Source organism: Streptomyces sp. NPDC053560 (genome assembly GCF_044544605.1).
GTDB lineage: Bacteria > Actinomycetota > Actinomycetes > Streptomycetales > Streptomycetaceae > Streptomyces.
The window spans coordinates 662,591-675,127 of sequence record NZ_JBITXI010000001.1; the positions used below are offsets into that span (position 1 = coordinate 662,591).

Here is a 12,537-nt window from a genome sequence, read left to right on the forward strand (position 1 = left end):
AGCTGTCGCATGACGTCGCGTCGTTTCAGCCGCCGCTCGTTCCTCGCCACCGGCACCGCGCTGGCCGGCTGGGCCGCCTTCAGCGCACAGAAAGAAGCTTTCGCCGCGGTGGCCGGGCGGGCCGGCGCGAGAGCGGGCGAGGAGTGGAACGCCGCGCCCGGCACGTTCCAGGTCAACCGCGAGCCCGCCCGTCCGCGCCTGATCCCGTACCGCGACACCGCGGCCGCACTGGCCGGGGAGACCGACCGCTCCCCGTACTACCGCTCCCTCAACGGCACCTGGCGCTTCCACTGGTCGAAGAACCCCGACGAGCGCCCGGCCGGCTTCCACGCGCCCGGCTTCGACGACCGTTCCTGGGACCGCGTCCCCGTGCCGTCCAACTGGGAGATCGAGGGCTATCCCCACCCGGTCTATCTCAACATCAAGTACCCGTGGACCGGTTACGAGGACCCGCAGCCGCCGCAGGTACCGCACGAGTTCAACCCGGTCGGCTCCTACCGCCGCACGTTCACCCTCCCGGAGGACTGGGACGGCCGCCGTACCCTGCTCTCCTTCCAGGGCGTGAAGTCCGCGTTCTTCGTGTGGGTCAACGGCGAGAAGGTGGGCTACAGCGAGGACAGCTACACGCCCGCCGAGTTCGATATCACCGGTGCCTTGAAGAAGGGCGAGAACAGCCTGGCCGTCGAGGTCTACCGCTGGTCCGACGGCAGCTGGCTGGAGGACCAGGACATGATCGACCTGTCCGGGATCTTCCGCGAGGTGTACCTGTACTCCGTCCCCCACGTGCATGTGCACGACCTCTTCGTGCACACCGAACTGGACGCGGCGTACCGCGACGCGACGCTGAGGGTCTCAACGACCGTACGGAACAGCGGCGGCGGCACGCCCGGAGGCCACCGGCTCTCCACGGTGCTGTACGACGCGCAGGACCGCCCGGTGCTGCCCCGGCCGCTCACCGCCGATGTGCGGTTCGGCGAGGACGAGCGGGTCACGGTCGAGGCCGCCGCCGATGTGCGGGCGCCCGCCCTCTGGTCGGCCGAGGACCCCAACCTCTACACGCTCGTGACCACGCTGACCGGCCCGGACGGCAAGGCCGTCGACGTCCAGCGCACCCGTGTCGGCTTCCGTTCGGTCGTGTGCGAGCCGGGGAAGTTCACCGTCAACGGCGTACCCCTCGTCTTCCGCGGGGTCAACCGTCACGAGTCCGACCCGGACCACGGCCAGGCGGTGCCCGAGGAGCGGATGGTGCAGGACATCCGCATCATGAAGCAGCACAACATCAACGCGGTGCGCACCTCGCACTACCCGAACGCGCAGCGCTGGCTGGAGCTGTGCGACGAGTACGGGCTCTACGTCATCGGCGAGGCGAACCTGGAGACGCACGGCGTGCGCGACCATCTCCCCGCGAGCCTTCCGGAGTGGACCGACGCCTGCGTGGACCGCATGCGCTCGATGGTCGAGCGCGACAAGAACCATCCCTCGATCGTGGTCTGGTCGCTGGGCAACGAGGCGGGCCAGGGCGACAACTTCAAGGCGATGGCGGAGTGGGCCCGCGCGCGTGACTCCTCGCGGCCCATTCACTACGAGGGCATGAACTCCGTGGCCGACATGGAGAGCCAGATGTACACCAAGCCGGCCGACGTCGAGAAGTACGGGAAGTCCGGCAACGCGAAGCCGTTCATCCTGTGCGAGTACGCGCACTCCATGGGCAACAGCACCGGCAACTTCCGCGAGTACTGGGACATCATCGAGCGCTACCCGAACCTGCACGGCGGCTTCATCTGGGACTTCTGCGACCAGGCCATCCGGCTCCCGGTCCCCGGCGACCGCAGGCGCACCTACTTCTCCTACGGCGGTGACTGGAAGCCCGGCTACCCCACCGACGGCAACTTCTCCGGCAACGGCATCGTCTCCTGCGACCGCACCCCGCACCCCGCGATCCACGAGGTGAAGAAGGTCTACCAGGCGGTCCGGATGGCGGCCGGCGACCTGGCGTCCGGGACCGTGCGGGTCACCAACAAGCAGCTCTTCCTCGGCCTGGACGCGTACGAGCTGCGGTGGGAGGTCACGCGTGACGGGGCGCGCATCCAGCACGGCACGCTCCCCGCGCCGCAGATCAAGCCGGGCCAGGACGGCACCGTACGCATTCCGTACCGGCGGCCCGCTCGCCCCGAACCCGGCGCCGAGTACTGGCTGAACCTCTCCTTCGTGCTGCGCCGCGGCACCCGGTGGGCCGACGCGGGCCACAGCGTCGCCGCCGAGCAGCTGGCCCTGCCGTGGAAGGCCGCGGCTCCGGCCGATCCCCCTGCGTCCTCGCTGCCCGCGCTCACGGTCTCCGAGACGGACAAGGCGGTCACGGTCAGCGGCAAGGACGTGGAGCTGGTCCTGGACAAGTCCACCGGGACCCTGGCCCGCTACCGGCACCGCGGCCGGACGCTGCTGACCGACGGGCCGGTGCCCAACTTCTGGCGGGCGCCCACCGACAACGACATCGGCCGCGGGGCCGAGAAGTCGCTGCGTACCTGGCGGGATGCGGGCGCGAAGCGGACGGTCGGCACGGTCACGACCGAGCAGCCGTCCGGCTCCGAGGTGACCATCGAGGTCACGGCCACCCTGCCCACCGCACCCGCCGTCTCCACCTGGCACACCGTCTTCACGGTGCGCGGCGACGGCGAGGTCCGCGTGCGGCACACACTGAAGCCGGGAGCGGGACTGCCCGACATCCCGCTGGTCGGCGCGCTGCTCACGGTCCCGGCAGGCTTCGGTACCCTCCAGTGGTACGGCCGCGGACCGCAGGAGAACTACTGGGACCGGCACACCGCCGCGTTCGTCGGCCGCCACCGCGCCGCGGTCGCCGACCGGCTCGGCCCCTACCTCCGGCCGCAGGAGAGCGGCAACGCGGTCGACGTCCGGCACGCCTCCCTCACCGACCGGGACGGCGCGGGCCTGGCCGTACGTGCCGAACCGGGCGACAACGCGCCCCTGCTGGAGATCAACGCGCTCCACCACACCCCGGCCGACCTGGAAGGCCCCCGCCATCCCTACGAACTGAAGCCCCGCCCGGAGACCGTGCTCAGCGTCAACCACCGCCAGACGGGCGTCGGCGGCAACGACTCCTGGGGCGCGCCCCCGCTGGAGCAGTACCTGCTGCACGCGGACCGGGAGTACACCTACGCGTACCGGCTGACTCCCGCATAACGAGCGCGGCCGACGCAGGGGGTACTGACCGACAGCAGGGGTACGCGGTGCGCTCGCCGTCGGGTCAGCGGCGCTCGACGACGCGGAACCGCTCGGCGACGACCAGGGTGTCGTCGCCGACGGTGAACTCCGGGTCGCCGAGCGCCGCGCGCTGTTCCGCTCCGTGCCAGAACTCCTCGTGCGCGGCCCGCCACTGGGCGACCGTGGTGTGCCCCTCGCCCTCGTCCACGGCGTGCGCCAGGTCGACGTCCCCGAGGCGGAGCACACGTACCCCGGTCACCTCGATGACGGCCACCGTCCGCCCCGCCGAGTCCGGCACGGCCCGCCGCTCCCCCGCCTCGGGCAGCGGCTCCCCTTCGAGGGCGTACCCCTCGGCGAGGCCCGTGGTCGCCGTCTTGGCGCCGGAGAGCACCGCCGCCACCAGCCTGTCCCGCAGCTCTCCGGGAAAGCCGAGTTCGAAGGCGGGCAGGGCTTCGTTCGAGGTCATGCCCCGGAGCCTAGGGTGCCGGCTGGGGCAGGGCCAGCGGATCGCCGGGGCCCTGCGGCGCCGGGTCCGGCCCGGTCCCCGCGCTGTCGTGCGGCGCCTCCGGCGGCGCGGTGTCCGCGTCGCGGCGTACCAGTGCGGCGTACCGGCCGTCGGCCGCCAGCAGCTCGTCGTGCGTGCCGCGTTCGGCGATCCGGCCGGCGTCCAGGACGACGATCTGGTCGGCGTCGCGGACGGTGGAGAGCCGGTGCGCGATGGTGATCGTCGTACGGCCCGCCGAGAGCCTGTCGATGGCCCGCTGAACGGCGTGCTCGGTACGGGTGTCCAGGGCGCTGGTGGCCTCGTCGAGCACCAGGACCGGCGGGTCGCGCAGGATCGTGCGGGCGATGGCCAAACGCTGCTTCTCGCCGCCGGAGAAGCGGTAGCCGCGCTCGCCCACGACGGTGTCGTAGCCCTCGGGCAGGGCCGCGATGTGGTCGTGGATCTGGGCGGCCCGCGCAGCGCGCTCGATCTCCTCGTCGGTCGCTTCGGGCTTGGCGAAGCGCAGGTTCTCGGCGACCGAGGCGTGGAAGAGGTAGGTCTCCTGGGAGACCACGCCGACCGAGCGGGCGAGGGTGTCGAAGTCCAGCTCGCGGACGTCCACCCCGTCCAGGGTCACCCGTCCGCCGGTCACGTCGTACAGCCGCGGCACGAGATAGCTGAGCGTGGACTTGCCGCTGCCGGTCGGGCCGACCACGGCGAGGCTGCCGCCCGCGGGGACGGTCAGGCCGATGCCGCTGAGCGTGGGCGCGGCGGCGGGGTCGTACGCGAAGGACACGTCCTCGAAGCGGACCTCGCCGCGGGGCCTCACCAGCCGTACCGGCTTCTCGGGCTCGGTGATGGCCACGGGCAGGTCGAGGTACTCGAAGATGCGCTGGAAGAGCGCGAGCGAGGTCTGCATCTGCACGCCGGTGGTCAGCAGCGAGGTGGCCGGGCGCAGCAGGCCCTGCTGGAGGGAGACGAAGGCGACGAGCGTGCCGATGGAGAAGACCGGCCCGCCGACCTGGAGAACGATGCCCGCCGCCCAGTAGATCAGCGCGGGCATGGCGGCCATCACGATGCCGATGGTGGCCATCCGCCAGCGGCCCGCCATGTTGGCGCGTACCTCCAGGTCGACCAGGCGCTCGGACTCGGCGGTGAAGTTCCGGGTGAGCGAGTCGGCGCGGCCCATCGTGCGGCCGAGCAGGATGCCGGAGACGGAGAGCGATTCGGTGACGATCGCGGACATCGTGGCCATCTGCTTCTGCCGCTTGGTGGTGATGCGCTTGCGTTCGTTGCCGACGCGGCGGCTGACCCAGACGAAGAGCGGCAGCAGCAGGAGCGAGACGACGGTGAGCCGCCAGTCCAGCGCGATCATGGCCACGACGGTGGCGACCACGCTGGTGAGGTTGGAGACCAGGGAGGTCGCGGTGGAGGTGACGGTGGCCTGCATGCCGCCGATGTCGTTGGCGATGCGGGACTGGACCTCGCCGGTGCGCGTACGGGTGAAGAACGCCAGCGGCATCCGCTGCAGCTTGGCGTAGACGCCGGTCCGCAGGTCGTGCATGACGCGCTGGCCGACGGTGGTGGAGATCAGCGTCTGGAGCACACCGAAGACGCTGTTCATCACCGCGGTGACGATCATGCCGAGCGCGAGCAGGCTGAGCAGTCCGGTGCGCCGCTCCGGGATCGCCACGTCCAGGACCTCGCGCAGCAGGAACGGCGAGGCGACGGAGACCAGGGAGGCGGCGGCCACGAGCAGGCCGACCACGGCCAGCCGGCCGCGGTAGGGGCGGAAGAGGCGGAGGATCCGGCGCAGCTGGACGGGCTGCTGCTCGTCCTTGGGCGGTGGGGTCCAGTCGACGTTGTCGGGGCGCAATGAGCTCCTTCGAGCGGTGGATGAGGGGTTCAGGAACCCGGCGGGGCCGGGCATCCGTCGAGCGTAGCCCATTGTTACCTATGCTCACAATGAACTTCGTCCTGATAACCTCCGGGCATGCCCTCCTCCCACACCGAGCCCGGCACCGGAACGCGCGCGCGGAAGGACACCGGCCCGCTCGGCGACGCGCCCGCCGCGCCCGACACGGACCTCGCCGAACAGCTGGTACGGCTCACCCGGCGCATGCACCGCGCCCAGAAGCGGCACCTGGAACCGCTCGCCCTCACCCCCGCCCAGTCCCGACTGCTGCGCATCGTGGCGCACTGCGACACCCCGCCCCGGATGGCGGACCTGGCAGCGCGGCTGGACGTCGTCCCGCGCGCGGTGACCACCCTGGTGGACGCCCTGGAGGCGGCGGACGCGGTACGCCGGGTGCCGGACCCGGCCAACCGCCGGGTGGTACGGATCGAGCTGACCGAGACCGGCCGGACGACACTCGGGGCGCTGCGGAGCGCGCGCCGGGCCGCCGCGGAGGACATCCTTGCTCCATTGACCGCCGACCAGCGCGAGGTGCTCGGCGGTCTGCTGGCCACCCTGGTCGACGGGCCGGGGCGGCACCGCTGACCCGATGGGCCGCTGACGAGGAGAAGCCATGCCGTTGCTGGAGCCGGAACCGACCGCACTGAGGCCCGCCACGACCGGGGGCCCGGCGGTCGACCGGGTGGCGGACGAGCAGGCGTCCGGCACTCCCGAACCGCTGCGCGGCGACCTGACCGCGCTGCTCGGCCCGGAGAAGGTCCTGCACGGCCTCTCCGACCTGGTGAAGTACGCCTCCGACGCGAGTCCGTACCGGTTCGTCCCGCAGGTGGTCGTGGTCGCCGAGGACATCGACGACGTCTCGGCGGTCTTCTCCTACGCGCACGGCCGCGGCCGGAAGGTCGTCCTGCGCGCCGCCGGCACCTCGCTCAACGGGCAGGCACAGGGCGAGGACATCCTCGTCGACGTGCGCCGGCACTGGGACGGCATCGAGGTGCTGGGCGACGGTGAACGCGCCCGCATCGGCCCCGGCACGACCGTCGCACGGGCCAATATCACCCTCGCCCGCCACGGCCGCCTCCTCGGCCCCGACCCGGCCAGCGCCCTCGCCTGCACCGTCGGCGGCGTGGTCGCCAACAACGCCTCCGGCATGACGGCCGGCACCACCCGGAACTCCTACCGCACCCTGGCCTCCGCCACCGTCGTCCTCCCCTCGGGCACCGTCGTGGACACCGCCGACCCGGCCGCCGACGAGGAGCTGGCCCACGCCGAACCCGCGCTGTACGAGGGGCTGCTGGCCCTGAAGACGGAGATCGAGGCCGACCCGGAACTGGTCGCCCGCATCCGCGCCAAGTACACCCTCAAGAACACCAACGGCTACCGGCTCGACGCCTTCCTCGACGGCGCCACCCCCGTCGAGATCCTGCGCGGCCTGATCGTCGGGTCGCAGGGCACCCTCGGCTTCATCGCCGAGACGGTATTCGACACCCTCCCGCAGGGCCGCCGTACGTCCACCGCATTGCTCTTCTTCCCCGATCTGCGGGCCGCTGCCGCCGCCGTCCCGCGCTTCAACGAAGCGGGCGCGCTCGCCGTGGAGCTGATGGACGGCAACACGCTGCGCGCCTCGGTCCGCGTCGCCGGAGTGCCCGCCGACTGGGCGGCGCTCCCCACGGAAACGACCGCGCTGCTCGTGGAGTTCCGCGCCCCCGACGAGGAGCGGCAGGCAGCGTACGAGGCCGCCGCCGAGCAGCTGCTGAACGACCTGGAACTGGTCGCGCCGGTCGAGTCCGTCACCAACGAGTTCACCCGCGACCCGGGCACCATCGCCGGCTACTGGAAGGCCCGCAAGGCATTCGTCACCGCGGTCGGCGGCTCCCGGCCCTCCGGTACGACGCTGATCACCGAGGACTTCGCCGTACCGCCCGAGCGGCTCGCCGACGCCTGTACGGCCCTGCTGGAGATGCAGGCCCGGCACGGCTTCGACGCCGCGGTCGCCGGCCACGCCGCCCACGGCAACCTGCACTTCCTCCTCGCGTTCGACGCCTCGAAGCCCGAGGACGTGGCGCGCTACGCGGCCTTCATGGACGAGTTCTGCCGGATGACGGTGGAGCGCTTCGACGGCTCGCTCAAGGCCGAGCACGCCACCGGCCGCAACATCGCGCCCTTCCTGGAGCTGGAGTGGGGGCCGCGCGCCACGGACCTCATGTGGCGGATCAAGGACCTGTTCGACCCGCACGGCATCCTCGCGCCCCGCGTCGTCCTGGACCGCGACCCGAAGGCCCATCTCCGCGGCCTGAAGACCATCCCGGAGGTCGAGGCGGTCGCCGACCCCTGCATCGAGTGCGGTTTCTGCGAACCGGTCTGCCCCAGCCGCGACCTCACCACCACGCCCCGGCAGCGCATCGTGCTGCGCCGCGAGATGATGCGCCAGCACCCGGACTCGCCGGTGACCGACGCGCTCCTGGACGCGTACGGCTACGACGCGGTGGACACCTGCGCCGGCGACTCCACGTGCAAGCTGGCCTGCCCGGTGGGCATCGACACCGGCGCGATGATGAAGGACTTCCGGCACCGGCGGCACTCCCCGCGCGAGGAGAAGACCGCCGCGCTCACCGCGAAGCGCTTCAAGACCGTCGAGGCGTCGGCACGGCTCGCGGTCGCGGCGGCGGACCGGATCGGGCAGCGGCTCGGCGACCGGCTGCTGGAGACCGTCACGGACGCCGCACGCAAGGCCGTACGCCCCGACCTCGTACCGCGCTGGCTGCCCGCGATCCCCGGCGCCGCGGCCCGCCGGCTGCCGCCCACCCGCAGACAGGACGCGGTCGCCGTGTACTACCCGGCCTGCGTGAACCGCATCTTCGGCGAACCGGACGGGTACCGGGGCCCGTCGCTCCCCGAGGCCGTCGTCGCGGTCTCCCGGCGGGCCGGGAAGCCGGTGTGGATCCCGGACGACGTCGCGGGCACCTGCTGCGCCACGATCTGGCACTCCAAGGGTTACGACGAGGGCAATGCCGTGATGGCGAACCGGATGGTCGAGGCGGCCTGGGGCTGGACCGCGGGCGGCCGCCTCCCGCTGGTCGTGGACGCGTCCTCGTGCACGCTGGGCATCGCCCACGAGGTGGTCCCGTACCTCACCGAGGACCACAAGCAGCTGCACGCCGAACTGACCGTCGTCGACTCCGTCGTCTGGGCGGCCGAAGAACTGCTGCCGCACCTGGAAGTGGTGCGGACCGTGGACTCCGCGGTGCTGCACCCCACCTGTTCGATGCGCCACCTGGGCGACGAGGCGCAGCTGCGTACGGTCGCGGAAGCCTGCGCACGGGAGGTCGTGGTGCCGGACGACGCGGGCTGCTGCGCCTTCGCGGGCGACCGCGGAATGCTGCACAAGGAGCTGACCGAGGCGGCGACGGCCCGGGAGACAGCCGAGGTGACGTCCCGCCACTTCGACGCGCACCTGTCGGCGAACCGCATGTGCGAGGTGGGCATGGATCACGCGACACAGGGCCGCGGGTACTACTCCGTCCTCATGGAGCTGGAACGCGCGACGCGGCCCGCCTGAGGGCGGGCCGCGCCTCACGCGCGCGTTCAGCTCTTGGCGGCCACGTGCAGGGCCACCGCGCCCTTCGCGGGCACGGTCAGCTGCGCCTTGCCGTCGTCGCCGACCGTGACGGTGCTGCCGTCGCAGTCGTCCGGCGCTGCCTTGGCGACGTTGCAGTACGTACCGGCCGGCAGCGAGGTCGCGAAGGACTGGGACAGCTCACCGTCCCCGGCGTTGAGGGCCACGAAGCCCTTGTCGCCGCGCCCGAAGGCGATCGCGCTCGACCCGTTGTCCCACCAGTCGGTCAGCTCGGCGCCGCCGACCGCGTTGCGGAAGCCCACCATCCCGGTGATCTCCTGCTTCGCGTGCATGTCCGTCCAGCCGTCGGCGCCGCCGGGCGGGCCCGCGTCCTTGTCGGACCACTCGTAGCCGGAGAAGACGTTCGGCGAGCCGTAGGGCGAGGCCAGCATGAACGCATTGGCGAGCGTGTACGTCGCGCCGTCCTTGTAGGTGAGCGTCGAGCCGTTACGCTCGGTGTCCCAATTGTCGACAAAGGTACGTGCCGACTCGCTGCTGAGCTTTCCGTCAGCGATGTTCTTGAGCTGGGCGATGCTGCCGCCCTGGAAGGCGCTCTTCAGGTGGCCCCCGTAACGGAACTCGTCGACGTCGCCGACGCCCTTGTACTCGTCGGGCTGTACCGCCTCGCCACCGCCGTAGATGACTTCGGAGACCCAGAAACCCGGGTCGCTCATCTTGCCCTTGATCGCGGCCATGTCATCGGCCGCCATGTGCTTGGCCGCGTCGATACGGAAGCCGTCGACGCCGAGGGAGCGCAGGTCGTCGAGGTACTTGGCGATGGTGGTCCGGACCGCGTCGCTGCCGGTGTCCAGGTCGGACAGCCCGACCAGTTCGCAGGTCTGGACGTTCTCGCGGTTGCCGTAGTCGGAGATGTCCTTGCGGCAGGCGTGGAAGTCCTGGTCCTGGAAGTACCCGGGGTAGTCGTACTTCGTGTACTGCGTGCCGCCGGTTCCGGTGCCGGACCCGGACGACATGTGGTTGATGACGGCGTCGGCGACGACCTTGACGCCCGCTTCGTGGCAGGCGGAGACCATCGACGCGAAGGCGTCCCGGTCGCCGAGCCGCCCGGCGATCTTGTAGCTGACCGGCTGGTACGACGTCCACCACTGATCGCCCTTGATGTGCTCCGAAGCGGGCGACACCTCGACGTAGCCGTAACCGGCCGGGCCCAGCTGATCGGTGCAGATCTTGGCGACGTCCGCGTACGGCCGCTCGAACAGCGTGGCGGTGACGGTCTTCTCTCCGGGCGGGGTGGCCTGCGAGCTCCACGGGGCGAGCGCGGCGAGGCCGCCGGCGACGAGCACACCGGCCAGCGTGCCGCCGAGTATCCGGGATCGGTGATGCAGCATGCGGCTCCTTCAACGAACGGACGCGGCAGGGAGCCGCGCCCTCGAAGGCAGCCACGCGCCGAGGCCGCCGTGGGGGGAATCCGCGAGGGAGCCTGCCTTTACGAAGTGAACACGTCAAGGCTTTCCGCAAGAAATTCCAGTCGCTTGCGCAAGACGGGAGTCCAAGTGTTCGCCTCAGGAGTCCAATTCGCCCCCTTGTGGCGCGTCCGTATCAACCGCCAGGGTCCTCACCGAGGTTCACGCACGCACGTCGGCATACCTCGCGGCACACACCGTGCCGCGCTTCACCGGTACGCGCACGTCCGCACGGCAGCTGCGGCACAGGCAGCCGCCCGTACGGAGTTCCACCCGCACCCAGCCCCACCGAGGTCCACGCACGCAGCCGCCGGGCACCGTCCGCACTCCAGGAGGCCCCATGCATGACGCAAGACCCGAGCAGCACGACGACGAGAGCCGCCTCCCCGGCGCCCCGGACGGCACGGAGCCGGCCGCGCCCGACGGCGACGGGCCGAGCCGCCGGTCGGTCCTGCGGACCGCGGGCACGGCCGGCGCCGGGCTCGGGCTCGCCGGGCTGGGCGCATTCGGAGCGAGCGGCACGGCGGCGGCCGCACCGGCGCCCGGCGGGGCAGCCGACACCGCCGCGGCACCGAAGCGGCGCGGCAGGACCATGATCGGCGTACCGTTTGAGGGGCGCAGCACCGTACGCGTCGGCATCGTCGGCCTCGGCAACCGCGGCGGCTCCATGATCGACCTCTTCCTCGCGGTGCCGAACACGCGGGTCGTGGCGGTGTGCGACCCGGTCAAGGAGAAGACCGCCAAGGCGGCGAAGAAGGTCACCGACGCGGGGCAGCCGGCGCCGGCCGTCTACGCCAAGGGCGATCGCGACTTCGAGAACCTCTGCAAGCGCGGCGACATCGACTTCGTGTACGTCGCGTCACCCTGGGACTGGCACTTCGAGATGGCGAAGACGGCCATGCTCAACGGCAAGCACGTGGGCGTCGAGTGCCCGATCGCGCTCCGGCTGGACCAGCTGTGGGAGCTGGTCGACCTCTCGGAGTACACCCGTAAGCACTGTCTCCAGCTGGAGAACTGCTGTTACGGGCGGAACGAGATGCGGGTGCTGCGGATGGCGCACGCGGGTCTCTTCGGCGACCTGCTGCACGGCGCCGGGGCGTACAACCACGACCTGCGCGGCCTGATGTTCGACCCGGACTACTACGAGGGCCCGTGGCGGCGGCTGTGGCACACCCGGCTGCGCGGCGACCTGTACCCCAACCACGGGTTCGGGCCCGTCGCCAACTACATGGACGTCAACCGCGGCGACCGCGCCGTACGGATCTCCAGCTTCGGCACGCCCGCCCTGGGCCTGGCCGCGTACCGCAAGGAGCACATGCCGGCGGGCGACCCGAGCTGGAAGGAGACGTACGTCGAGAGCGACCGGACGATCTCCCTCGTCCAGACCGCCAAGGGCCGCGTGATCCGCCTGGAGCACGACGTGTCCACGCCGCACCCGTACAGCCGCATCAACAGCCTCGGCGGCACGAAGGGCGTCTTCGAGGACTACCCGGAGCGGATCTACATCGAGCCCGACCACACCAACGACGAGTGGGGCGACTTCGGCGCGTACGCCGAGTGGGACCACTGGCTGTGGAAGGAGCACGCCAACCCGCCCGGCGGCCACGGCGGCATGGACTACATGCTGGTCTTCCGGCTGACCCAGTGCATGCACCTGGGCCTGGTGCCCGACTTCGACGTGTACGACGCGGCGACCTGGACCGCGCCGGTACCGCTGAGCGACCTGTCGATCAAGGCCCACGGCAAGCCGATGGAGATCCCGGACTTCACCCGCGGGGACTGGAAGAAGGCCCGGCCGGGGATGGACTCGGAGAAGCCGAAGGGCTGACCGGGGACTGGCCGAAGGTCTGACGGCGGGAGGTCTGAGGCGGGAGGCGAGGCC

7 protein-coding genes are annotated in these 12,537 nt (G+C 71.4%); 4 read left to right on the plus strand and 3 right to left on the minus strand.

Annotated elements, in window-relative coordinates; all coding sequences use genetic code 11:
* Window positions 1-9: 9 nt before the first annotated feature.
* Window positions 10-3,198 (plus strand): glycoside hydrolase family 2 TIM barrel-domain containing protein, encoded by a 3,189-nt coding sequence (locus tag ACIGQF_RS02655; protein WP_399704487.1) that lies wholly within the window; start codon window positions 10-12, stop codon window positions 3,196-3,198.
* Window positions 3,199-3,262: 64 nt separating this feature from the next.
* Here ACIGQF_RS02655 and ACIGQF_RS02660 read toward each other — a convergent pair whose 3' ends face one another.
* A complete protein-coding gene (locus ACIGQF_RS02660) occupies window positions 3,263-3,685 on the minus strand; it encodes an ASCH domain-containing protein (protein ID WP_399704490.1) in 423 nt (140 codons plus the stop codon).
* A 10-nt stretch (window positions 3,686-3,695) separates the two neighbouring features.
* Window positions 3,696-5,633: an ABC transporter ATP-binding protein gene (locus ACIGQF_RS02665; protein ID WP_399704491.1), complete on the minus strand. Its 1,938-nt coding sequence runs from the start codon at window positions 5,631-5,633 to the stop codon at window positions 3,696-3,698.
* A gap of 189 nt (window positions 5,634-5,822) precedes the next feature.
* Between ACIGQF_RS02665 and ACIGQF_RS02670 the strand changes: the two genes are divergently transcribed.
* On the plus strand, window positions 5,823-6,203 hold the full coding sequence (locus ACIGQF_RS02670; RefSeq protein ID WP_399704775.1) for a MarR family winged helix-turn-helix transcriptional regulator: 381 nt from the start codon (window positions 5,823-5,825) through the stop codon (window positions 6,201-6,203).
* A 28-nt stretch (window positions 6,204-6,231) separates the two neighbouring features.
* Window positions 6,232-9,174, plus strand: coding sequence for an FAD-binding and (Fe-S)-binding domain-containing protein (locus ACIGQF_RS02675; protein WP_399704494.1), 2,943 nt, complete (start codon window positions 6,232-6,234; stop codon window positions 9,172-9,174).
* A 26-nt stretch (window positions 9,175-9,200) separates the two neighbouring features.
* Here the strand turns inward: ACIGQF_RS02675 and ACIGQF_RS02680 are convergent, their stop codons facing one another.
* Complete coding sequence (locus tag ACIGQF_RS02680) at window positions 9,201-10,580, minus strand: alpha-amylase family protein (RefSeq protein WP_399704497.1); 1,380 nt, start codon at window positions 10,578-10,580, stop codon at window positions 9,201-9,203.
* A 415-nt stretch (window positions 10,581-10,995) separates the two neighbouring features.
* Here ACIGQF_RS02680 and ACIGQF_RS02685 point away from each other — a divergent pair, with 415 nt between their 5' ends.
* The gene (locus tag ACIGQF_RS02685; RefSeq protein WP_399704500.1) at window positions 10,996-12,483 is read left to right on the plus strand and encodes a Gfo/Idh/MocA family protein; all 1,488 of its coding nucleotides are present in this window, start codon (window positions 10,996-10,998) and stop codon (window positions 12,481-12,483) included.
* Window positions 12,484-12,537 lie beyond the last annotated feature (54 nt).

Bases quoted from the DNA above. Each gene is read 5' to 3' on its own strand.
- ACIGQF_RS02655 (WP_399704487.1), top strand. From the start codon at position 10: ATGACGTCGCGTCGTTTCAGCCGCCGCTCGTTCCTCGCCACCGGCACC.
- ACIGQF_RS02660 (WP_399704490.1), bottom strand. From the start codon at position 3,685: ATGACCTCGAACGAAGCCCTGCCCGCCTTCGAACTCGGCTTTCCCGGA.
- ACIGQF_RS02665 (WP_399704491.1), bottom strand. From the start codon at position 5,633: ATGCCCGGCCCCGCCGGGTTCCTGAACCCCTCATCCACCGCTCGAAGG.
- ACIGQF_RS02670 (WP_399704775.1), top strand. From the start codon at position 5,823: ATGCACCGCGCCCAGAAGCGGCACCTGGAACCGCTCGCCCTCACCCCC.
- ACIGQF_RS02675 (WP_399704494.1), top strand. From the start codon at position 6,232: ATGCCGTTGCTGGAGCCGGAACCGACCGCACTGAGGCCCGCCACGACC.
- ACIGQF_RS02680 (WP_399704497.1), bottom strand. From the start codon at position 10,580: ATGCTGCATCACCGATCCCGGATACTCGGCGGCACGCTGGCCGGTGTG.
- ACIGQF_RS02685 (WP_399704500.1), top strand. From the start codon at position 10,996: ATGCATGACGCAAGACCCGAGCAGCACGACGACGAGAGCCGCCTCCCC.